Source organism: Microbacterium sp. R1 (assembly GCF_015159725.1).
Taxonomy (GTDB): domain Bacteria; phylum Actinomycetota; class Actinomycetes; order Actinomycetales; family Microbacteriaceae; genus Microbacterium; species Microbacterium oxydans.
On sequence record NZ_JADDUD010000001.1, the window covers coordinates 2,254,308 to 2,274,956 of the forward strand.

Annotated in this window: 21 protein-coding genes and 2 tRNA genes; 4 read left to right on the forward strand and 19 right to left on the reverse strand. The window is 67.2% G+C overall.

Annotation, left to right across the window (positions count from 1 at the left end):
- Positions 1–18 precede the first annotated feature (18 nt).
- Complete coding sequence (locus ILP86_RS11065; RefSeq protein ID WP_193761916.1) at positions 19–2,070, forward strand: M3 family metallopeptidase; 2,052 nt, start codon at positions 19–21, stop codon at positions 2,068–2,070.
- A 19-nt stretch (positions 2,071–2,089) separates the two neighbouring features.
- Positions 2,090–2,587, forward strand: coding sequence for a GyrI-like domain-containing protein (locus ILP86_RS11070; RefSeq protein WP_058632258.1), 498 nt, complete (start codon positions 2,090–2,092; stop codon positions 2,585–2,587).
- A 33-nt stretch (positions 2,588–2,620) separates the two neighbouring features.
- On the opposite strand, the gene ILP86_RS11075 is transcribed toward ILP86_RS11070, so the two are convergent.
- The 11 genes from ILP86_RS11075 to ILP86_RS11125 all read right to left on the reverse strand — a co-directional run bounded on the left by ILP86_RS11075 (position 2,621) and on the right by ILP86_RS11125 (position 12,534).
- Positions 2,621–3,157, reverse strand: a complete 537-nt coding sequence (locus ILP86_RS11075) for an NUDIX hydrolase (RefSeq protein WP_193761917.1) — start codon at positions 3,155–3,157, stop codon at positions 2,621–2,623.
- Complete coding sequence (gene clpX / locus ILP86_RS11080; RefSeq protein WP_046749262.1) at positions 3,154–4,422, reverse strand: ATP-dependent Clp protease ATP-binding subunit ClpX; 1,269 nt, start codon at positions 4,420–4,422, stop codon at positions 3,154–3,156. The genes ILP86_RS11075 and clpX overlap by 4 nt, the downstream gene beginning before the upstream one ends.
- A gap of 176 nt (positions 4,423–4,598) precedes the next feature.
- Positions 4,599–5,450, reverse strand: a complete 852-nt coding sequence (locus tag ILP86_RS11085; RefSeq protein ID WP_193761918.1) for an aldehyde dehydrogenase family protein — start codon at positions 5,448–5,450, stop codon at positions 4,599–4,601.
- Positions 5,447–6,889, reverse strand: coding sequence for an aldehyde dehydrogenase family protein (locus ILP86_RS11090; RefSeq protein WP_058632256.1), 1,443 nt, complete (start codon positions 6,887–6,889; stop codon positions 5,447–5,449). Before ILP86_RS11090 ends, ILP86_RS11085 begins: the two co-directional genes overlap by 4 nt.
- A gap of 13 nt (positions 6,890–6,902) precedes the next feature.
- The gene (gene deoC, locus ILP86_RS11095; protein WP_141369326.1) at positions 6,903–7,904 is read right to left on the reverse strand and encodes a deoxyribose-phosphate aldolase; all 1,002 of its coding nucleotides are present in this window, start codon (positions 7,902–7,904) and stop codon (positions 6,903–6,905) included.
- A complete protein-coding gene (locus ILP86_RS11100; RefSeq protein WP_231728769.1) occupies positions 7,901–8,836 on the reverse strand; it encodes a sugar-binding transcriptional regulator in 936 nt (311 codons plus the stop codon). The genes deoC and ILP86_RS11100 overlap by 4 nt, the downstream gene beginning before the upstream one ends.
- Before the next feature lie 148 nt (positions 8,837–8,984).
- Entirely contained in the window at positions 8,985–9,626 is a 642-nt protein-coding gene (locus ILP86_RS11105; protein WP_046749265.1) for an ATP-dependent Clp protease proteolytic subunit, read from the reverse strand.
- A gap of 20 nt (positions 9,627–9,646) precedes the next feature.
- Positions 9,647–10,243 (reverse strand): ATP-dependent Clp protease proteolytic subunit, encoded by a 597-nt coding sequence (locus ILP86_RS11110; RefSeq protein ID WP_017830295.1) that lies wholly within the window; start codon positions 10,241–10,243, stop codon positions 9,647–9,649.
- An 81-nt stretch (positions 10,244–10,324) separates the two neighbouring features.
- Positions 10,325–10,819 (reverse strand): tetratricopeptide repeat protein, encoded by a 495-nt coding sequence (locus ILP86_RS11115; RefSeq protein WP_058632255.1) that lies wholly within the window; start codon positions 10,817–10,819, stop codon positions 10,325–10,327.
- Between the two features lie 72 nt (positions 10,820–10,891).
- On the reverse strand, positions 10,892–12,397 hold the full coding sequence (gene tig / locus ILP86_RS11120; RefSeq protein ID WP_193761919.1) for a trigger factor: 1,506 nt from the start codon (positions 12,395–12,397) through the stop codon (positions 10,892–10,894).
- Between the two features lie 63 nt (positions 12,398–12,460).
- Positions 12,461–12,534: transfer RNA gene (locus tag ILP86_RS11125), tRNA-Pro, on the reverse strand.
- 109 nt (positions 12,535–12,643) lie between these two features.
- Between ILP86_RS11125 and ILP86_RS11130 the strand changes: the two genes are divergently transcribed.
- Both ILP86_RS11130 and ILP86_RS11135 read left to right on the forward strand, forming a co-directional pair.
- A tRNA-Gly gene (locus ILP86_RS11130) sits at positions 12,644–12,717 on the forward strand.
- 109 nt (positions 12,718–12,826) lie between these two features.
- Positions 12,827–14,029, forward strand: coding sequence for a hypothetical protein (locus ILP86_RS11135; RefSeq protein WP_193761920.1), 1,203 nt, complete (start codon positions 12,827–12,829; stop codon positions 14,027–14,029).
- A 67-nt stretch (positions 14,030–14,096) separates the two neighbouring features.
- Here the strand turns inward: ILP86_RS11135 and ILP86_RS11140 are convergent, their stop codons facing one another.
- The 8 genes from ILP86_RS11140 to rapZ all read right to left on the reverse strand — a co-directional run bounded on the left by ILP86_RS11140 (position 14,097) and on the right by rapZ (position 20,642).
- Positions 14,097–14,450, reverse strand: coding sequence for an RNA polymerase-binding protein RbpA (locus ILP86_RS11140; protein ID WP_017830291.1), 354 nt, complete (start codon positions 14,448–14,450; stop codon positions 14,097–14,099).
- A complete protein-coding gene (secG, locus tag ILP86_RS11145) occupies positions 14,450–14,698 on the reverse strand; it encodes a preprotein translocase subunit SecG (RefSeq protein ID WP_017202783.1) in 249 nt (82 codons plus the stop codon). Before secG ends, ILP86_RS11140 begins: the two co-directional genes overlap by 1 nt.
- 81 nt (positions 14,699–14,779) lie before the next feature.
- The gene (gene tpiA, locus ILP86_RS11150) at positions 14,780–15,571 is read right to left on the reverse strand and encodes a triose-phosphate isomerase (protein WP_046749268.1); all 792 of its coding nucleotides are present in this window, start codon (positions 15,569–15,571) and stop codon (positions 14,780–14,782) included.
- The gene (pgk, locus tag ILP86_RS11155) at positions 15,562–16,776 is read right to left on the reverse strand and encodes a phosphoglycerate kinase (protein ID WP_113680972.1); all 1,215 of its coding nucleotides are present in this window, start codon (positions 16,774–16,776) and stop codon (positions 15,562–15,564) included. Before pgk ends, tpiA begins: the two co-directional genes overlap by 10 nt.
- A 10-nt stretch (positions 16,777–16,786) precedes the next feature.
- Positions 16,787–17,797, reverse strand: coding sequence for a type I glyceraldehyde-3-phosphate dehydrogenase (gene gap / locus ILP86_RS11160; RefSeq protein ID WP_193761921.1), 1,011 nt, complete (start codon positions 17,795–17,797; stop codon positions 16,787–16,789).
- 115 nt (positions 17,798–17,912) lie between these two features.
- Positions 17,913–18,539, reverse strand: coding sequence for a superoxide dismutase (locus ILP86_RS11165; RefSeq protein WP_025105027.1), 627 nt, complete (start codon positions 18,537–18,539; stop codon positions 17,913–17,915).
- A 185-nt stretch (positions 18,540–18,724) separates the two neighbouring features.
- The gene (gene whiA / locus ILP86_RS11170; RefSeq protein WP_017830285.1) at positions 18,725–19,702 is read right to left on the reverse strand and encodes a DNA-binding protein WhiA; all 978 of its coding nucleotides are present in this window, start codon (positions 19,700–19,702) and stop codon (positions 18,725–18,727) included.
- 67 nt (positions 19,703–19,769) lie between these two features.
- The gene (rapZ, locus tag ILP86_RS11175; RefSeq protein ID WP_046749271.1) at positions 19,770–20,642 is read right to left on the reverse strand and encodes an RNase adapter RapZ; all 873 of its coding nucleotides are present in this window, start codon (positions 20,640–20,642) and stop codon (positions 19,770–19,772) included.
- Between the last annotated feature and the right edge of the window lie 7 nt (positions 20,643–20,649).

Genomic DNA, 20,649 nt, shown 5'->3' on the forward strand with positions numbered 1-20,649 from the left:
GGTGGATAGGCTCGGAGGATGACCGACGCCACCAATCCGCTGCTGCAGCCGTCGACGCTTCCCTACGGGCTCCCCGACTACGCCGCGATTCGGCCGGAGCACTATCTCCCCGCTTTCCAGGCGGGTTTCGAGGAGCAGCTCCGCGAGATCGAGCGCATCACCGTGGTGCGCTCGATGCCCACGTTCGAGAACACCCTTGAGGCGCTGGAGCGATCCGGCGAGCTGCTGGATCGTGTCGCGCACACCTTCTACACGGTGAGTTCGGCCGATGCGACGCCCGAGATCCAGGAGATCGACGAGCAGCTCGCGCCGCTCATGGCAGCGCATGAGGATGCGATCACGCTCGACAGCCGGCTCTACTGGCGTGTGCAGCAGGTGTACGAGCAGCTCGACGCACTGAACCTCGATCCGGAGCAGCGGAACCTCGTGGAGCGCCGTCATCGCGAGATGACCTTGGCCGGTGCGGGCCTCGACGACGAAGCGAAGGCGCGGCTGACCGCCATGAACCAGAAGCTGTCGACCCTGACCAACACGTTCGAGCGCAACCTGCTGAACGACACCAACGACCTGGCCGTGGTGTTCGACACGGCCGACGAGCTCGACGGATTGAGCGCGGGAGAGCTCTCCGCTGCCGCACGTGCCGCCACGGACAGGGACTTGGACGGAAAGCTCCTGATCACTCTCCCGCTCTTCACAGGCCACCCTGCTCTGGCGCAGTTGCGCCCGCGGGAATCGAGACGTCGCATCATGGCGGCCTCGCTCGCACGCGGGTCTCGCGACAACGCGAACGACAACCGTCCGGTCCTTCTCGCGATCGTGCGTCTGCGGGCGGAGCGTGCACAGTTGCTCGGCTACGACTCGCACGCTGCCGCCGTGACCGCGGATGAGACGGCAGGAAGCCCGGAGGCGGTCGAGCGGATGCTCCGACGCCTCGCCGGACCATCCGCGCGCAACGCCCTGGCCGAACGCGCAGCTCTGCAGACGATCGTCGACGAGACCGAGCAGATCCCGTTCCCGGTCGAGGCGCACGACTGGGCCTTTTACACCGAGCGGGTGCGCACTGCACGATACGACATCGACTCCAGCGCGCTTCGGCCCTGGTTCGAAGCGGAGCGCGTGCTCCAGGATGGCGTCTTCTTCGCGGCGAGGCAGCTCTACGGCGTCACGTTCTCCGAGCGCGATGACCTCGCCGCGTATCACCCCGGCGCGCGCGTCTTCGAGGTGCGCGACGCCGACGGCTCGCCGGTCGGTCTCTACGTGCTCGATCTGTACACGCGCGATTCCAAGCGCGGCGGCGCGTGGATGAATGCGATCGTCAGCCAGTCGCGACTCCGCGGCACCGCTCCGGTCGTGGTCAACAACCTGAACGTGCCGCTTCCCGGAGAAGGGGAGCCGACGCTCCTGACGCTCGACGAGGTGACCACGCTGTTCCACGAGTTCGGACACGCTCTGCACGGCCTCTTCGCGACTGTCACCTACCCACACTTCGCGGGGACGAACGTGTTCCGCGACTTCGTCGAGTTCCCGAGCCAGGTGAACGAGATGTGGATCCTGTGGCCGGAGGTCCTCGAGAACTACGCGCGTCACCACGAGACCGGCGCTCCACTCGATCCCTCGATCGTCGAGCGCCTGCGAGCGACCGAAACGTTCGATCAGGGGCACGCGACCAGCGAGTATCTGGCTGCCGCATGGTTGGACCAGGCCTGGCATCGTCTCGGCACAGATGCCGAGGTCGACGACGTCGCCGCTTTCGAGGCCGCCGCTCTGGCGGACATCGGTCTGAAAGACCCGACCGTGCCGACGCGGTACTCATCCACCTACTTCGCCCACGTGTTCGCCGGCGGCTACAGCGCGGGGTACTACTCGTACATCTGGAGCGAGGTGCTCGACGCCGACACGGTCGACTGGTTCCGAGAGAACGGTGGTCTCACCCGGGCGAACGGCGACAGATTCCGCGCACGACTCCTCGGCGTGGGAGGTTCCAAGGATCCTCTCGAGGCATACCGCGACTTCCGGGGCCGCGATGCGGATATCGATCCGCTCCTGAAGAGGCGTGGACTGGGCGACTGAGGCGTGAGACGCTGAGCGCATGAACGCCTTTCGCGACGCCCCGTTCGGTCCTGCGGACCGCCTCGACCTCGAGTCCGTCCCCCTCGCCGTCATCCGCCACGAGGGCATCCGCCTCGCCGATCTCCCGGAGGCGTTCGACGCCGGCTACTCGGCGATCGCGCTCACCTTCGCCGGAGGCGTGCTCGTCCCGACCGGCCCGGCACTCGCGGTGTATCACGGCGATCCGATGGGCGTCTTCGACCTGGAACTCGGCTTCCCCGTGCAGACGGCACCGGCGAACCCCATCCCCACCGCGAGCGGCCGCGTCATCGTCGCTTCGACACTGCCCTCAGGACCCGCGGTCGCGACCACGCTGTTCGGCTCCTATGAGGAACTGGGTGGCGCATGGGCCGCCCTCGTCGAGCGCGCGTCGGCGCAGGGGCTTCGTCCCGGGGGGATCTGGATCGAGATCTACGTGTCCGACCCGAGCGCTCCGGCACCAGAACTGCGTACGGACCTGATCATGCCGATCGGCTGACGAAACCCGTCACGCGCAGAGCCTCGTTCGGAGTCACCGTCCGAGCTGGTCCATGGCTTTGTACCAGGTGAGCTGGTGGTAGCTCTGCGGGAGGAGGTCGCCGAGTCCATCGAGCGACAGCACATGTACGACGATCGACTCGCTGTCGTCGAGAGACTGCTCCGCGACGCGCGCACACCCGCGTGCGAGGAAATGATGCACCCGGTTCGTGTGGTTGCCGAAGTTCGCCCAGGTCGATCCGAGATCGATGAGATCGTCGGCGGCATACCCGGTCTCCTCGAGCAGCTCACGGCGCGCCGCAGCCTCCGGCGACTCACCAGGCTCTACTCCCCCGCCGATGGTGCCGACGGCCACGACGCCTGCACCGTGCCGATACTCTTCGACGACGATGGCGTCATCGTTCCGGTCCAGGGCGAGGACGGAGATCCAGTCCCCGTACTCCAGCACGTAGTACGGGGCGATCGACATACCGCTGCCATTCACGCACTCGTCGGCGTGGAGGCGGATCCACCGGTCGGCGACGAGCGTCTCGCGCGCCACCGTCTTCCAGGGAGCCGGCTCCGCGCTCATGCGCTCTTGCGCTTGCGCTCCATCACGATGGTGGGCGGTGCGCCTTCGTCGACGGCAGCGCGGGTCACGATGACCTTCGCCACGTCCTCGGCGGAGGGGATCTCGAACATGATGGGTCCGAGCACGTCTTCCAGGATCGCCCGAAGACCGCGAGCACCGGTCTTGCGCTCGACGGCGAGGTCGGCGATGGAGCGCAGTGCCTCTTCTTCGAACTCGAGCTGCACGCCGTCGATCTCGAACATCCGCTGATACTGCTTCACCAGCGCGTTGCGCGGGCCCGTCAGGATGTCGATCAGCGCATCCTGGTCGAGCGGTGACACGTTGGTCACGACCGGCAGACGCCCGATGAACTCGGGGATCAGCCCGAACTTGTGCAGGTCTTCCGGAAGCACCTCGCTGAACAGGTCGAGGTCCTTGCCCTTGTCGTGCAGCGGAGCACCGAAGCCGATTCCATGCTTGCCGACGCGGGCCGACACGATGTCTTCGAGACCCGCGAAGGCTCCGGCGACGATGAACAGCACGTTGGACGTGTCGATCTGCAGGAACTCCTGGTGCGGGTGCTTGCGACCACCCTGGGGCGGCACCGAGGCTACCGTGCCCTCGATGATCTTCAGGAGCGCCTGCTGGACGCCCTCGCCCGAGACGTCGCGCGTGATGGAGGGGTTCTCCGCCTTGCGGGCGATCTTGTCGACCTCGTCGATGTAGATGATGCCCTGCTCGGCGCGCTTGACGTCGTAGTCGGCGGCCTGGATGAGCTTGAGGAGGATGTTCTCGACGTCTTCGCCGACATAGCCGGCCTCGGTAAGAGCGGTGGCATCGGCAACGGCGAACGGGACGTTCAGCCGCTTCGCGAGCGTCTGTGCGAGGTACGTCTTCCCACAGCCGGTCGGGCCGATGAGCAGGATGTTGCTCTTGGCGATCTCGACCTCTTCGGCCTTCTGCTCAGCGGTCTGAAGAGTGCCGTGGGCGCGAACGCGCTTGTAGTGGTTGTAGACGGCGACGGAAAGAGCGCGCTTGGCCGGCTCCTGGCCGACGACGTACTCCTCAAGGAAGGAGAAGATCTCACGCGGCTTGGGAAGCTCGAACTCGGCGACCCCGTCGGCAGACGACTCGGCCATGCGCTCTTCGATGATCTCGTTGCACAGTTCGACGCACTCGTCGCAGATGTACACACCGGGGCCGGCGATGAGCTGCTGCACCTGCTTCTGGCTCTTTCCACAGAAAGAGCATTTGAACAGGTCAGCGCTTTCACCGATGCGGGCCATGCGCGTCCTCCTAGGGGGGATCAGAGATCGTCCTTCGAGCCTAACCGCTGCTTACGACACCGGGCCGCATTGAGGGCACTCGACATCGCGCCCATTGGACGGCGAAGGGATCGACAGCCGTCTGGCGCCTTCTCCGGGCGACGGCTGCCGACCCTTTCGCGAGATCGACTGTTCGGTCAGACCATGCTCTTCGTGTGCCAGACGGTCTTCACCTCGGTGAAGGCGCCGATCCGTTCCGGCGAGGCGACGACCTCACCGGGGGTAAGCACACGCTTGAGCGTCTCCGCTGCGGCGATCTGCATGTCCACCCAATCCAAGGCGCCGGCACCCGCGAGGTCGAGGGCGTTCACGTCCTGGTGGGATGCCAGCCATGGAGCCATCTCCGCCGGCGAACCCGTCAGCACATTGACGACGCCACCGGGGACATCGCTGGTGACGAGGACCTCGGCGAGGCTGATGGCCGAGAGCGGGTGCTGCTCACTCGCGATGACGACCACGGTGTTCCCGGCGACCAGCGCGGGAGCCACGACCGACACCAGGCCGAGCAGCGCCGAGTCCTGCGGTGCGATGATCGCGACGACGCCCGTCGGCTCCGGCACGGAGATGTTGAAGTACGGCCCGGAGACGGGGTTCGCGTTGCCCGCCACCTGGGCGTACTTGTCGCACCAGCCGGCGTACCAGACCCAGAGATCGATCGCCTCATCGACCTGCGCGGCCGCAGCGGCGGACGACACGCCCTCCTGCGCCGAGATCTCGTCGATGAACTGCGCACGGCGACCCTCGAGCACCTCTGCGACGCGGTACAACACCTGTCCGCGGTTGTAGGCGGTCGCCCCCGACCAGCCCTTCACCGCCGCACGAGCGGCGACGACGGCGTCACGGGCATCCTTGCGAGAGCCCTTCGCGGCGTTCGCGAGGAAGCCCCCCTTGGAGGAGAGCACCTCGTACGTGCGGCCGGACTCGCTCCGCGGGAACGCTCCGCCGATCGCGAGCTTGTAGGTCTTCGGCACGGTCAGTCGCTTGCTCATGCTGCGGCTCCCTTGAGGTAGGCGGTGAGCCCCTGACGGCCGCCCTCGCGACCGTATCCGGACTCCTTGTAGCCGCCGAACGGGCTCGACGGGTCGAAGCGGTTGAAGGTGTTCGCCCAGATGACACCGGCACGCAGGCGATCGGCCACCGCGAGGATGCGCGATCCCTTGTCGGACCAGATCCCCGCGGAGAGCCCGTACGGCGTGTTGTTCGCCTTCGCGATCGCCTCGGCGGGGGTGCGGAACGTGAGCACCGAGAGCACAGGCCCGAAGACCTCGTCGCGGGCGATGCGGTGCGACGCCTCGACGCCGGTGAAGATCGTCGGCGCGAACCAGAAGCCCTGCTCCGGGATCGCGCAGTCCGCCGTCCAGCGCTCTGCGCCCTCGGCCTCGCCGATGTCGCTCAGCTCACGGATGCGGGCGAGCTGCGCTGCGGAGTTGATCGCGCCGATGTCGGTGTTCTTGTCGAGAGGGTCGCCGAGGCGGAGGGTCGACAGGCGCGACTTGAGCCGATCGACGACCTCGTCGTGGATCGACTCCTGCACGAGCAGTCGGCTTCCGGCGCAGCAGACGTGGCCCTGGTTGAAGAAGATGCCGTTCACGATGCCTTCGACCGCCTGATCGATGGGGGCGTCGTCGAACACGATGTTCGCGGCCTTGCCGCCCAGTTCGAGCGTCAGCTTCTTCGGAGTGCCGGCGACAGCCCGGGCGATGTCCCGTCCGACACCGGTCGAACCGGTGAAGGCCACCTTGTCGACGTCGGGGTGACGCACGAGCGCAGAGCCCGTCGCTCCGGCACCCGTCACGATGTTGACGACACCGGCCGGAAGGTCGGCCTGCTGCAGGATCTCGGCGAAGATCAGCGCGGTGAGGGGCGTCGTCTCGGCCGGCTTGAGCACCACCGTGTTGCCGGCGGCGAGAGCGGGAGCGATCTTCCAGGCCAGCATCAGCAGCGGGAAGTTCCACGGGATGATCTGACCCGCGACGCCGAGAGCCCGCGGGTTCGCGCCCAGTCCCGCGTGATCGAGCTTGTCGGCCCAGCCCGCGTAGTAGAAGAACCAGGAGGCGACGAGCGGCACGTCGACGTCGCGGCTCTCCTTGATCGGCTTGCCGTTGTCGAGGCTCTCGGCGACGGCGAGCTCACGGGCGCGCTCCTGCACGAGGCGGGCGATGCGGAAGAGGTACTTCCCTCGGTCGCGACCGCTCATCTTCGACCAGGTCTTCTCGTAGGCGCGACGCGCGGCGGCGACCGCACGGTCGACGTCCTCATCACTCGCCGAAGCGATCTCGGCGATGTGCTTCTCGGTCGCCGGTGAGATGGTGTTGAACGGCGTGCCGGAGCCGTCGACGAACTCGCCGTCGATGAACAGCCCGTAGCTGTCCTTGAGGTTCAGGACCGCGGTGGACTCCGGTGCGGGAGCGTATTCCAGAAATGACATGTTCGTCTTCCCGTCAGTCGATCGTGACGTAGTCGGGGCCCGAGTAGTGGCCGGAGCTGAGCTTCTGACGCTGCAGGAGCACGTCGTTGAGGAGGCTGGAGGCGCCGAAGCGGAAGAGGTGCGGCTGGAGCCACTCCTCGCCGACAGTCTCGGCGACGGTGACGAGATACTTCACCGCATCCTTCGACGAGCGGATGCCACCGGCTGGCTTCACACCGATCTTCTCTCCGGTGCCGCGGTACCAGTCGCGCACGGTCTCCAGCATGAGGAGCGTCGTCGGGAGGGTGGCTGCGGGCTGCACCTTGCCGGTCGAGGTCTTGATGAAGTCCCCTCCCGCCAGGATGCCCAGCCACGAGGCGCGCTTGATGTTGTCGTAGGTGTTCAGCTCGCCGGTCTCCAGGATCACCTTGAGCGAGGCGTACGAACCGTCCTCACGACGGCAGGCCTCCTTGACCTGGGCGATCTGGTCGAAGACCAGGCCGTACCGGCCGGACAGGAACGCGCCACGATCGATCACCATGTCGATCTCATCGGCGCCGGCAGCCACCGCCTCGGCGGTGTCGGCGAGCTTGATCGCAAGCGAGGAGCGTCCGCTGGGGAATGCCGTGGCGACGGCCGCGACGGAGATCAGGCCGTCATCGGGGTCACCGTGCATCCCGCCGAGCGCGGTCACCGCGTCGCCGACCATGTCACCGTACACGCAGACCGCTGCGACCCGCGGGGTCGAAGGATCCGCGGCGTCCGGATTCTTCGCCTTGGCCACGAGAGAGCGCACCTTTCCGGGAGTGTCAGCTCCCTCGAGCGTCGTGAGGTCGATCAGCTTGATGATCGTGTCGAGCGCCCACGCCTTCGAGGTGGTCTTGATCGACCGGGTGCCGAGCCCGGCAGCGCGCTGCTCCAGACCGACGGCATCCACGCCGGGAAGTCCGTGCAGGAATCGCCGGAGCGTGGCGTCGTCGGGCTCGCCGCCCAGAACGTCCACCGCCGCCCTGCGACTGAGTTCTTTGGTCGTCACTGTTCCTCCAACAATGCTCGTGCTGTGGTCTCATCGGTCACCAGAACGCCGCACAGGCCGCTGGTGACCACGGTGCGTGCGATGTCGTGCTTGGCGGGGCCTGCCGTCACGAAGATCGCACGAGCGGCTCCGCGCAGACGGTCGAGAGAGACTCCGACGGTCCGTGCATCGAGCTGCGAGTCGACGATGTTGCCCTCCGCGTCGACGTAGCGCCCGAGGACGTCGCCGACGGCGCCGCGTCGTGCGAGCTCTTCGACATCCTCCGCACTGAGGTAGCCGTTCTCGACATGGGCGGACGAGGCATCGCAGGGTCCGGCGGTGAACAGGAAAGCCTGGGCCTCGGCTGCCTCTTCGAGGACGGCGGCGACGGTGCGGTCGGACTCGATCGCCTGCTTCGTCTCCACGCGCTCGAGGATGGCCGGGCTCGGCAGCAGGGAGACCTGCCCCGAAGCGCGCTGGGCGATCGTGACGGCGAGGCCTGCTGCGCCTCCGGAGCGTCGGTTCAGGCTCACTCCCCCGTTGAGCTGCACCACGGTCACGCCGTTCGCCCAGCCGTCCGGAAGCGCCTCGGCCACGGCACGGAGTGTACGGCCCCAGCTCACCCCGAGGGTGCGGGGAACGGGGCGCAGCGCGGTCAGGAAGTCGGCTGCGGCCTGAGCGACGCGTTCGAGGGTGCCGTCATCGCCTTCCGGAGCCGGCACGACCACGGCATCGGTGAGGCCGAAGCGTTCGACGAGAAGCCGCTCCAGGCCGAGTCGGCGGGCGCGCGGGTGCACGATCTCGATGCGGACGATGCCGCGTTCGCGGGCCTGGGTCAGCAGACGGCCGACCTTCCAGCGCGAGATCTTGAGGAGTCCGCCGATCTCGTCCTGGGTCTTGTCCTCGTCGTAGTACAGCTCGGCGACGCGGACCATGAGCAGATCTTCTTCCACGGCTTCCTCCTTCCTCCTCCAGAGTAGGCCCTCGTCAGCGTTCGCGCACCACAGTGCTCATATGCGCACTTTGTCGTCGGGTCGTGCACATCCGCCGGGCACGACGAAGGGCGCCCGTCGGATGACGGACGCCCTTCGATCGATCGGGTCAGACGCGCTTGCGCGTCGTGAGCACCTGGTCGACGATGCCGTACTCCAGCGCCTGTGCGGCGGAGAGGATGTTGTCACGATCGATGTCGCGGTTCACCTGCTCCGGGGTGCGGTTGGTATGTCCCGCGAGCGTCTCCTCCAGCCAGGTGCGCATGCGGAGGATCTCCGCGGCCTGGATCTCGATGTCGGACGCCTGGCCGTGGCCGGCCTCCCCCATCGCGGGCTGGTGGATGAGCACGCGGGCGTTCGGGAGCGCGAGACGCTTGCCCGGCGCACCGGCAGCGAGCAGCACGGCCGCAGCCGAAGCCGCCTGGCCGAGCACCACGGTCTGGATCTGCGGCGCGACGTACTGCATCGTGTCGTAGATCGCCGTCATCGCGGTGAACGAGCCACCAGGCGAGTTGATGTACATCGTGATGTCGCGCTCGGCGTCCTGGCTCTCCAGAACGAGGAGCTGTGCCATCACGTCGTCGGCCGAGGCGTCGTCGACCTGCACGCCGAGGAAGATCACGCGGTCTTCGAACAGCTTGTTGTACGGGTCCTGGCGCTTGAAGCCGTAGGCGGTGCGCTCTTCGAACTGCGGCAGCACGTAGCGGCTGGAAGGCAGGTCACCGGCTGAGCGGAAGGTGGGTGTGTACATGAGCGTCCTTTCGCTTTCCGTTACTCGGTGTCCTGGTCGGTTCCGCCGCCGCCGATGACGTCGGAGGCCGATTCGCGGATGTGATCGACGAAGCCGTACTCGAGCGCTTCCTCAGCCGTGAACCAGCGGTCGCGGTCACCATCGGCGTTGATCTGCTCGACCGACTTGCCGGTCTGGGCAGCGGTGATCTCGGCGAGGCGGTTCTTCATCGACATGATGAGCTGCGCCTGCGTCTGGATGTCGCTCGACGTTCCGCCGAACCCGCCGTGGGGCTGGTGCAGCAGCACGCGTGCGTTGGGCGTGATGTACCGCTTGCCCTTGGTGCCGGCGGTCAACAGCAGCTGCCCCATGGAGGCGGCCATTCCGATGCCGACCGTGACGATGTCGTTCGGCACGAACTGCATCGTGTCGTAGATCGCCATGCCCGCGGTGATCGATCCGCCGGGCGAATTCACGTAGAGGTAGATGTCTCGCTCGGAGTCTTCTGCGGCGAGGAGAAGGATCTTCGCGCAGATCTCGTTCGCGTTCTCGTCGCGCACCTCCGACCCCAGCCAGATGATGCGGTCCTTCAGCAACCGGTCGAAGACGCTCGTTGCGAGGAGGGGTTCTGCAGCCATGTCAGCTCCTGATTCCGTGTTTCAGTGATTCGAATCTACCGGCGACAACGCGGCGCCCAGGCCGTGTTCGCCGTCGGCATATCAGGTGTCGGCGTCCGCGATCTCGTGGGCATAGGCCGTCATCGAACGGTGGTAGCGCGGCAGATGCGGGACGAGGGCGAGCAGTGCCACGGAGAGACCCTCCGCCGGGCGCCCGGCGCTGGCCAGGATGAGGGCATGCACGCAGGCGACGGCGTCGCGATAGGGGCCGTCGGGCGCGAGCTCCTCCTCGGCACGGATCACGGCGAGTGCTTCGTCGTACTCGCCGAGATTCCGGAGCGAACTGGCCATCTGGATCACGCACTGCGGACGATGCTCACCATCCAACCCCAGAGCCAGCGCGCGTCGATACAGGGCGACAGCCTCCGCCGGCCGGCCAGCGGAATCCCGTGCACCGCCGCGCTCGAACTCCGCGCGAGCGTCGTCAGGGCCGCGCTCAGCGGCGAGGGCGTCGATGCGGCTGATCGTGTCGTCACCCACCGCTTCGCCCGTCGCGTCGTCCCACACCTCGTCGATGCGCTCATCCCACGTCTTCATCGCTGCCCTCTCCTCGGATGGAAAAGAGGGCGGATGCCGCAGCACCCGCCCTCTTCACTGGATCGTTTTCGATCACTCAGCCTTGTCGGCCGCCTTCTTGGCCGGAGCCTTCTTGGCAGCAGGCTTCTTGGCCGGAGTCTTCTCGGCCGGAGCCTTCTCAGCGGCGGGCTTCTCGGCGTCGTCGGCCTCGGCGGCCTTCTTGGCCGGAGCCTTCTTGGCGGCGGGCTTCTTGGCAGGAGCCTTCTTCGCCGGCTTCTCCTCGGCTTCCGCGGAGTCCGCGTCCGCAGACTCGGCCTCGTCGTCGGTGACGATGAAGTCGGACAGATCGACGGGCTTGCCGTTGCTGTCGACGACCTTCACCTTGCCGAGCGCGATCGCGAGCGCCTTGTTCCGGGCGACCTCGCCGACGAGCGCCGGGAGCTGGTTCGAGGACTGCAGCGCCTCGACGAACTCCTGCGGGGCCATGCCGTACTGGGCAGCCGACTGGATGAGGTACTGCGAGAGCTCCTCCTGCGAGACCTGCACGTCGGCCTGCTCGGCGATCGTGTCGAGAAGAACCTGCGTGCGGAACTGCTTCTCGCTGGCCTCGGTGACCTCGGCGCGGTGCACGTCGTCCTCGAGACGGCCTTCGCCCTCGAGGTGGTTGTGCACCTCGTCCTCGATGAGCTGCGGCGGAACCGGGATCTCGATCTGCTCGAGCAGCACCTCGACGAGCTTGTCGCGTGCGGCGGAGCCCTGCGTGAACACGCCCTGCTGAGCGACGCGCTCCGCGAGGCTCTCACGGAGCTCGGCGATCGTGTCGAACTCGCTCGCGATCTGCGCGAAGTCGTCGTCGGCCTCGGGAAGCTCGCGCTCCTTGACCGCCTTGACCGTCACGGAGACCTCGGCCTCGGACCCGGCGTGGTCGCCACCGACGAGAGCGGAGCGGAACGTGGTGTCCTCACCCGCGGTGAGCGACTCGATCGCGTCGTCGATGCCCTCGAGCAGCTCGCCCGAGCCGATCTCGTAGGAGACGCCCTCGGCGCGGTCGATCTCGGCGCCGTCGATCGTGGCGACGAGGTCGAGCTCGACGAAGTCACCCTTCGCGGCAGGCCGGTCGACCGGCACGAGCGTGCCGAAGCGGGCGCGCATGTTGTCGAGCTCGGCGTCGAGCGCAGCGTCATCGGCCTCGACAGCGTCGACGGTCACGGTGATGCCGTCGTAAGAGGGCAGCTCGATGTCGGGACGGACGTCGACCTCGATGTCCACGAGCAGGTCACCCGAGAAGTCCTTCTCGTTCGGCCACTGCGTGATGTCGGCCGCCGGGCGCCCCACGACGCGCAGCTTGTGCTCGTTGGTCGCCTCGCGGAAGAACTTGTCCAGGCCTTCGTTCACGGCGTGCTCGATGACCGCGCCGCGACCGATGCGCTGGTCGATGATCGGTGCCGGGACCTTGCCCTTGCGGAAGCCGGGGATCTGGACGTCCTGAGCGATGTGCTCGTACGCGTGAGCGATGCTGGGCTTGAGGTCGTCCGGGGTGACCGTGATGGTGAGCTTGACCCGGGTCGGGGTCAGCTTCTCGACGGTGCTGTTCGCCATGCTGGTGTGTTCTCCTTGTGATTTCCGCTTCGAATCGCGGCTGTAAGGTCCGTGGGGGCCGTGTCGGGGCGACAGGAGTTGAACCTGCGACCTCCCGCTCCCAAAGCGGGCGCTCTACCAAACTGAGCTACGCCCCGGGGAATCCGCATGCGGATTCAGCCCCACCGAGTCTAACGGACAGGAGCATGCGTCAGAGTCCGGTATAGTCGATGAGTCGGTAACCGAACCTTTCGAGGCTCGGATTCCGGGGCTGTAGCTTAGTGGTAAAGCCTTAGTCTTCCAAACTAATGATGCGGGTTCGATTCCCGTCAGCCCCTCCACTCGAGAGGGCCCCCGCCATACGGCGGGGGCCTTCCGCATTTCCGGTCGCCTCGTCGAATACGCTGACAGCATCGCTGCACGCAGGCTCCGACCGGAAGGCATCATCGAATGGGTCAGTCGCCCCGCGACGGCGGGCATCAGCTTCCCGTCGTCTTCTCTTCCGGGGCCTCGTCCTCCACGCCGACACGGTCGCGTCGGAGGAGACGGCCGGGGCTCGTCATCGGCCTGCTCGGCGGCGCCGCGCTGATCGCGGCCTTGGCCATCGTCCAGGTGAGCACGAACCTCGGATACGACGATGCGGCGTCCCGTTACGAGAGCGCAGCTCAGACGACATCGACCGCGAAGACGCAGCTCCGCGCCGACATCGCTGAACTGCGAACCGTCACCGACGCAGCGGGCCAGGTGGTTGCAGGGGGCGATCAGCCGATCTCCGTGCCCGACGAACTGCACGCGAGCTTGGCCTCTGCCGTCGAGGAGGGCACCGCTACCGCGTCAGACGCGGACGGCGTGGTCTCCGTGGCGATCGCTCCGCTGAGCGAGAAGCCCGACTGGTTCTGGGAACTGTTCGGTGCCACCTCGGAGCTCGAACAGCGACGTGACGAAGTGGAGGACCTGTCCGTCGAGGTCGCCGGCGCGGCCGGCGACGTCTCGTCGGCGCACACGGCGATGACGGAGAGTGGCCTCGCGGTGATCACGACGGCCGGAGCGGCTGCGCCTGGATTCGAAGCGGCACATCTGTCGGCCCGCAACGACGCGGTGATCGCGCTACGCGACGCCGCCGCCGATGCCACTGCCGCGACGACGCTCGACGAAGGCACCGCAGCCGCCTACCTCGCCCTGCAGACCGCGGCGGCGCAGGTCGTCGCCACCGAGAGCGAAGAACTGGCGGAGAAGGCAGGCCCGCTCCTGAACTCCCGGCTCGAGATCGAAGCGTTCGCCCGCTCCCTCGCGCCCGGCGTGCTCCTGGACTTCGACTGGGCGCCGGTCGTCAGCGGCGCCGGTTACAACGGCAGCATGGGCGGCTACACGACCTGGTGGTGGGGCGAATCGGGGCGGGCGACCATCGCGTTCTCGAACTCGGTCGCCGAGCAGTGGCCGGCCGTTCGCAGCAAGGCACTGATCGCGCACGAGGTGGGGCACGCGATCAGCGTGAGGTGCCAGAGCATGTACGACTCCTCCACGCAGGACAGCATCGAGAAGTGGGCGACGGCGTGGGCCATCAGCATGGGCTACACCGATGATGCGAACGGCGTCTGGGCGTATGGGTACCCGCCGCAGAGCTACATCGATGCGGCGGCGGGCTGCCGCTGACCGCCGCCTGATACGGAAGAAGCCGCCGCGATCGCTCGCGACGGCTTCTTCGATGTCAGCCTCGAGGTCACTGCCCCCGACGCTCGCGCAGCTGCGTGAGCGCGTCGTCGAGCAGCTGGACGGCTTCCTCGTCCGTACGGCGTTCCTTCACGTAAGCGAGGTGCGTCTTGTACGGCTCCGCCTTCGCGAGCGCAGGAGGATTCTCCTTGTCGCGACCGGCGGGGAGCCCGGACTGCGGGTGGTCGATCGTCTCCGGGATCTCCTCTTCGGGGAGACCAGCGGCGAAGTAGCGGACGGTCTCGTTGCCGAGACCATCCCAGTAGGAGACCGCGATGCGGTCGGCGTGATAGCCGTGGTCCTGCTCCCCCATGGGGCCGGAGCCCACGCGGGTGCCACGGATCGCGTTTCCACCGGTAGCCATCAGATGACCTCGAATTTCGTGATGAGGCCCAGCGCGACGATGGAGACGAACCATGTCAGAGCCAGGACGACGGTGAAGCGGTTGAGGTTCCGCTCCGCAAGCCCGGACGAGCCGACCGCAGAGGTCATGCCCCCGCCGAACATGTCGGAGAGGCCGCCACCGCGGCCCTTGTGCAGGAGGATGAGGAGGGTCAGCAGAACGCTGGTGATGCCCAGCACGACCTGCAGGACGAACTCGAGAATTGCCACGAGAAAGAGCCTTTCGCTGGGGCCGGAGCGCCCCCGTAACGGTCAAGTATACGGTGCGGCGGGGCCGAAGCCCCGCCGCACTCACACGCCGACGTGCTTCTCGAAGCGGATGATCGCGGCGAACTCGTCCACGACGAGGCTCGCCCCGCCGACGAGTGCGCCGTCGACATCGGGCTCGCGCATGAAGCTGGCGATGTTTCCCGACTTCACGGAACCTCCATAGAGGATCCGCGTGCGCGCTGCCGCCTCGTCGCCGAGCACCTTCGCGATGACGGCGCGCAGAGCGGCGCAGACGTCTTGCGCCTGCTGAGGCGTCGCCGCCTGACCGGAGCCGATCGCCCACACGGGCTCGTACGCCACGACGATGTCCGCCTTCGGCGAGACCCCCTCGAGCGCTGCCTCGAGCTGCGACACCGGAACCGCGCTGGCACCGAACTTCTCGAGGTCGCCGGCCGTCTCGCCCACGCAGATGACCGGTACCAGGCCGTGCTTGAGCGCTGCCTTGACCTTGGCGGCCACGACATCGTCACCTTCGGAGTGGTACTCACGACGCTCGGAGTGGCCGATGATCACGTACTTCGCATCGAGCTTCGCCAGGAACGCTCCCGACACCTCGCCGGTGTACGCGCCCGAGTCATGTGCCGACACATCCTGCGCTCCGAGCGCGAACGGGATCTTGTCCGCGTCGATGAGGGTCTGCACGCTGCGGATGTCGGTGAACGGCGGGAACACCGCGACCTCGACGGATCCGTCCTCGTGCTTCGCATCCTTCAACGTCCAGTGCAGCTTCTGCACGAACGCGACCGCCTGCAGGTGGTCCAGGTTCATCTTCCAGTTTCCCGCGATCAGCGGGGTACGAGAGTTCACACCCATCCGAGGACCTCCAGCCCAGGTAGTTTCTTGCCCTCGAGGAACTCGAGGCTCGCGCCGCCACCGGTCGAGATGTGACCGAACTGGTCGTCGCTGAAGCCGAGCTGGCGCACGGCTGCAGCGGAGTCTCCCCCGCCGACGACGCTGAGGCCGTCGACCTCGGTGAGCGCTTGCGCGACGGTCTTGGTGCCCGCTGCGAAGGCAGGGAACTCGAACACGCCCATGGGGCCGTTCCAGAACACGGTCTTCGACCCGCGGATGACCTCGGCGAAGCGTGCCGCCGTCTCCGGACCGATGTCGAGCCCGATGCCGGAGGCACCGAACGGCGTCGACTCGATCGCGTCGGCTGCGGCGACCTCGTGCGCGGCGTCGGCGCCGAAGGACGCGGCCACCACGACGTCGGTGGGGAGCACGAGCTCCACGCCGCGCTCAGCCGCTTCCGCGATGTACCCGCGCACCGTGTCGAGCTGATCCTCTTCCAGAAGGCTCGAGGCGACGGCGTGCCCCTGGGCCTTGAGGAAGGTGAAGAGCATTCCGCCACCCACCAGGATCTTGTCCACGCGCGGGAGCAGGTGCGAGATGACGCCGAGCTTGTCGCTGACCTTCGAGCCGCCGAGCACGACCGCATAGGGGCGCTCGGGGTTCTCGGTCAGGCGGTCCAGCACGTCGAGTTCCGCGGCGATCAGCAGACCGGCCGCCGACGGGAGCAGCTCGGCGAGCTCGTAGACGCTGGCCTGCTTGCGGTGCACGACGCCGAACCCGTCGGAGACGAACACGTCCCCGAGTTCTGCGAGCTCGGCCGCGAAGGCAGCACGCTCGGCGGCGTCCTTCGAGGTCTCCCCCGGGTTGAACCGCAGGTTCTCGATCACGACGACCCCGCCGTCCTCGAGCGATGCCACGGCCTCCTTGGCGGATTCGCCGACCGTGTCGCGCGCGAACGCGACCGGGGCGCCGAGCAGCTCGGAGAGCCGCTGAGCCACCGGCCCGAGGCTGTACTGCGGGTCGGGCGCACCGTCGGGTCGGCCGAGGTGCGAGCACACCACAACACGGGCGCCCGCGTTGATGAGTGCATTGAGGGTCGGCAACGAGGCGCGGACACGGCCATCGTCCGTGATGATCCCATCCCGCAGGGGGACGTTGAGATCACAACGGACGATGACGCGCTTGCCCTCGAGCGACCCCAGGGTGTCCAGGGTGCGCAGAGTCATGTGTCTGAGCTTAGAGGCGCTCGGCCACGTACTCGGTCAGGTCGACGAGACGGTTGGAGTAGCCCCACTCGTTGTCGTACCAGCTGGACACCTTGATCAGGTTGCCGCTCACGTTGGTGAGCGTCGAGTCGAAGATCGACGAGTGCGGGTTGTGCACGATGTCGCTCGAGACGATCGGGTCCTCGTTGTACTGGAGGTAGCCCGCGAGACGGCCCTCGGCAGCAGCCTTCTTGTAGGCCTCGTTGACCTCGTCGACCGTCAGGTTCTCACGGTCGGTGATGAGGGTGAGGTCGACGATCGAGCCGGTGGGAACCGGAACACGGTACGACGAACCGCTCAGCTTGCCCTGGAGCTCAGGGAGCACCTCGCCGATGGCCTTGGCCGCACCGGTCGAGGCCGGGGTGATGTTGATCGCAGCGGCACGGGCACGACGGAGGTCGCTGTGCGGGCCGTCCTGCAGGTTCTGGTCTGCGGTGTACGCGTGCGCGGTCATCATGAAACCGCGGTCGATGCCGAACGCGTCGTTGAAGACCTGAGCCAGCGGCGCGAGGCAGTTCGTGGTGCAGGACGCGTTGGAGATGATGTGGTCGGTCTCCGGGTTGTACGTGTCCTCGTTCACGCCCATGACGAACGTGCCGTCGACGCCCGTACCGGGAGCCGAGATGAGGACCTTCTTCGCGCCGGCCTCGATGTGCTTCTTGGCGAGCTCGGCCTTGGTGAAGAAGCCGGTCGACTCGATCACGATGTCGACGCCCAGCTCGCCCCACGGGAGGCCTGCGGGGTCGCGCTCGGCGAACGCCTTGATGGTCTTGCCGTTGACGGTGATGCTCTCGTCGTCGTAGCTGATCTCGGCGTCGAGGACGCCGCCCACCGAGTCGTACTTCAGCAGGTGCGCCAGGGTCTTGTTGTCGGTGAGGTCGTTGACGGCGACGATCTCAAGGTCTGCTCCCTGCGCGAGAGCCGCGCGGAAGTAGTTGCGTCCGATGCGGCCGAAGCCGTTGATACCGATCTTGACAGACACTCAGGTCTCCCTGTTTCTCGTGCATCGCACGCGGCTTTCCAGCGAGCGTGAGGTGCGGGGTTTTTTGGCTGAGAGGGCGTCCCGACGAGCCGTGGCCCGTCGGGACGCGACCCGATTACGACAGTACCAGCAGGCCGTTCGTCTGCTGACGGGCGACCTCGAGGCGCTGGGCGACGTTCTCCCAGTTGGCGATGTTCCACGCGGCCTTGACGTAGTCGGCCTTCACGTTGAGGTAGTCGAGGTAGAAGGCGTGCTCCCACATGTCGAGCTGGAACAGCGGGATGGTGCCCTGCGCCGTGTTCGACTGCTGGTCGAAGAGCTGCTGGATGATGAGGCGCGAGCCGATCGAGTCCCAGCTGAGCACCGCCCAGCCGGAGCCCTGGATTCCGGTGGCCGCGGCGGTGAAGTGCGCCTGGAACTTCTCGAACGAGCCGAAGTACTCATCGATCGCGGCCTTCAGCTCGCCCTCGGGCTGACCTCCGCCGTTCGGCGACAGGTTGGTCCAGAAGATCGAGTGGTTGACGTGACCGCCGAGGTTGAAGGCGAGGTCCTTCTCGAGCTTGTTCACGTTCGCGAGGTTGCCGCTCTCGCGAGCCTCGGCGAGCTGCTCGAGAGCGGTGTTCGCGCCGGCGACGTAGGTCGCGTGGTGCTTGTCATGGTGCAGCTCCATGATCTTGCCGCTGATGTGCGGCTCGAGGGCTGCGAAGTCGTAGGGAAGGTCGGGGAGCGTGTAGGTCGCCATATCGCTTTCATCCAATCCGCGCCGCGCCGCGGCGCTTGCCGATCCTCCGCGCCGCCGATGTGCGGCGTAGAGCGGACGTGATTCATCCTACTGACGACAACGCGGCCACGGCCCCGATCCTTCCGCCGTATGACGAAGACCCGCCGTCCGGATGCCGGACGACGGGCCTTGGTCGAGGATGCGGATCAGACGTCGAGTCCGACGGGGACGGCGGCTTCCGTTCCGGGAATGCCCTCCTGCTGCGCGCGCTTGTCCGCCATCGCCAGCAGGCGACGGATGCGACCGGCGACGGCGTCCTTCGTCAGTGGCGGGTCGGCATGGTGTCCCAGCTCGTCGAGGCTGGCATCACGGTGCGCGAGACGAAGCTCGCCCGCCACCTTCAGATGATCGGGGACCTCGTCGGCCAGGATCTCGAGGGCACGCTCGACACGCGCGCACGCGGCAACGGCGGCCTGTGCGGAACGGCGCAGGTTCGCGTCGTCGAAGTTCACCAGACGGTTGACGCCGGCCCTGACCTCGCGGCGCTGGCGGAGCTCCTCCCAGGCGATCGCGGTCTTCTGCGCTCCCATCTCGTTCAGGATGGTGCGGATGGCCTCGCCTTCGCGCACGACCACGCGCGGCATACCGCGCACCTCACGGGCCTTCGCGGCCACCCCGAGTCGATGCGCGGCGCCGACGAGAGCCATGGCCGCCTCCGAGGACGGGCAGACGACCTCGAGCATGGCGGAGCGTCCTGGCTCGCTCAGGCTGCCGGCCGCGAGGAACGCGCCGCGCCACAAGCCGGCGACCTCGGCCCGGGAACCGGTGGTGAGCCGGTTGGGAAGCCCACGGACGGGCCGTCGACGCTGATCGAGCAGACCCGTCTGACGGGCCAGGGTCTCCCCCTGCGCGATCACCCGCACAGCCCAGCGTGCACCGTCGTTCGCGGTGCTCGACTGCACCTGGGCGATCTCCGGGCGCACGCCGTAGATCTCGGCGAGGTCGCGGGCGACGCGTCGTGCGAGAGTCTCGGCATCCACCTCGGCCTCCACGGCCACACGGCCGGCGATCGAATGCAGACCACCGGCGAACCGGAGTATGGCGGTCACTTCCGCGACTCGCACCGTCGGGGGTGCGTTGCGGATGCTGACCAGCTCGGCCTTGACGTCGGTGGTTAGTGCCACGACACTCCTTCACGTTCACGCGCCGGATCGCGACGCAAACGTCCAGCTTACTCGGCCGGACGGCCCGCTACTCTCGGCCCAGGTCCCGGTGACGGACGTTCACGGCCACTCCGGGGATCGCAGCGAGGCGGCGCGCCAGCTCTTCCGACATCGCCACGGAACGGTGCTTCCCGCCGGTGCAGCCGATAGCGATCGTCGAGTGGCTCTTGTTCTCGCGCTGGTATCCCTCGAGCACGGGCACCAGCGCCTTCGAATAGGAGTCCAGGAACTCCATCGCGCCTTCGCGGGAGAGGACGTACTCGCGCACGGGCTCGTCCTGTCCCGTCTGACCGCGCAGCTCCTCGTTCCAGAACGGGTTCGGCAGGAATCGCATGTCTGCCACGATGTCGACGTCGGTCGGAAGCCCGTACTTGAATCCGAAGCTCAGCAACGTGACCCGATGCCGCGCCTCGCCCTCTGCCGAGAAGATGTCGGAGACGTGCGTGGCGAGCTGGTGGATGTTGAGCATCGAGGTGTCGATCACCAGGTCCGCGCCTTCGCGGATCGGGGCGAGGCGCTCACGCTCGGTGCGGATGCCGTCGAGCAGAGTCCCCTCCCCCTGCAACGGATGCGGTCTGCGCACGGACTCGAATCGACGCACCAGCACGTCGTCCGACGCGTCGAGGAACAGCACGCGGACGGAGCCACGGGAACGCAGCGCACGCGCCACACCGGGGAAGTCGTCGAAGAGGTTGCGTCCACGGACGTCCACGACGGCGGCGACCTTGGGCAGCGCCGTGCCACCCATGTCGGTCAGATCGAGCAGAGGACGCAGGATCTGCGGGGGCAGATTGTCGACCACGTACCAGCCGAGGTCCTCGAGTGCGTTCGCCACCGTCGTCCGACCCGCGCCGGACATTCCCGTGACGATGAGGAACTCGCCCTTTTCCCCGTCAGACATCGCTCAG

Coding starts and splice junctions, on each gene's coding strand:
- ILP86_RS11085 (WP_193761918.1), bottom strand. CDS start 5,450: ATGAGCAAGCGACTGACCGTGCCGAAGACCTACAAGCTCGCGATCGGC.
- ILP86_RS11070 (WP_058632258.1), top strand. CDS start 2,090: ATGAACGCCTTTCGCGACGCCCCGTTCGGTCCTGCGGACCGCCTCGAC.
- ILP86_RS11090 (WP_058632256.1), bottom strand. CDS start 6,889: ATGTCATTTCTGGAATACGCTCCCGCACCGGAGTCCACCGCGGTCCTG.
- ILP86_RS11135 (WP_193761920.1), top strand. CDS start 12,827: ATGGGTCAGTCGCCCCGCGACGGCGGGCATCAGCTTCCCGTCGTCTTC.
- ILP86_RS11165 (WP_025105027.1), bottom strand. CDS start 18,539: ATGGCGACCTACACGCTCCCCGACCTTCCCTACGACTTCGCAGCCCTC.
- pgk (WP_113680972.1), bottom strand. CDS start 16,776: ATGACTCTGCGCACCCTGGACACCCTGGGGTCGCTCGAGGGCAAGCGC.
- ILP86_RS11140 (WP_017830291.1), bottom strand. CDS start 14,450: ATGGCTACCGGTGGAAACGCGATCCGTGGCACCCGCGTGGGCTCCGGC.
- rapZ (WP_046749271.1), bottom strand. CDS start 20,642: ATGTCTGACGGGGAAAAGGGCGAGTTCCTCATCGTCACGGGAATGTCC.
- clpX (WP_046749262.1), bottom strand. CDS start 4,422: ATGGCCCGCATCGGTGAAAGCGCTGACCTGTTCAAATGCTCTTTCTGT.
- ILP86_RS11065 (WP_193761916.1), top strand. CDS start 19: ATGACCGACGCCACCAATCCGCTGCTGCAGCCGTCGACGCTTCCCTAC.
- ILP86_RS11075 (WP_193761917.1), bottom strand. CDS start 3,157: ATGAGCGCGGAGCCGGCTCCCTGGAAGACGGTGGCGCGCGAGACGCTC.
- ILP86_RS11105 (WP_046749265.1), bottom strand. CDS start 9,626: ATGTACACACCCACCTTCCGCTCAGCCGGTGACCTGCCTTCCAGCCGC.
- tig (WP_193761919.1), bottom strand. CDS start 12,397: ATGGCGAACAGCACCGTCGAGAAGCTGACCCCGACCCGGGTCAAGCTC.
- ILP86_RS11110 (WP_017830295.1), bottom strand. CDS start 10,243: ATGGCTGCAGAACCCCTCCTCGCAACGAGCGTCTTCGACCGGTTGCTG.
- tpiA (WP_046749268.1), bottom strand. CDS start 15,571: ATGGGTGTGAACTCTCGTACCCCGCTGATCGCGGGAAACTGGAAGATG.
- ILP86_RS11115 (WP_058632255.1), bottom strand. CDS start 10,819: ATGAAGACGTGGGATGAGCGCATCGACGAGGTGTGGGACGACGCGACG.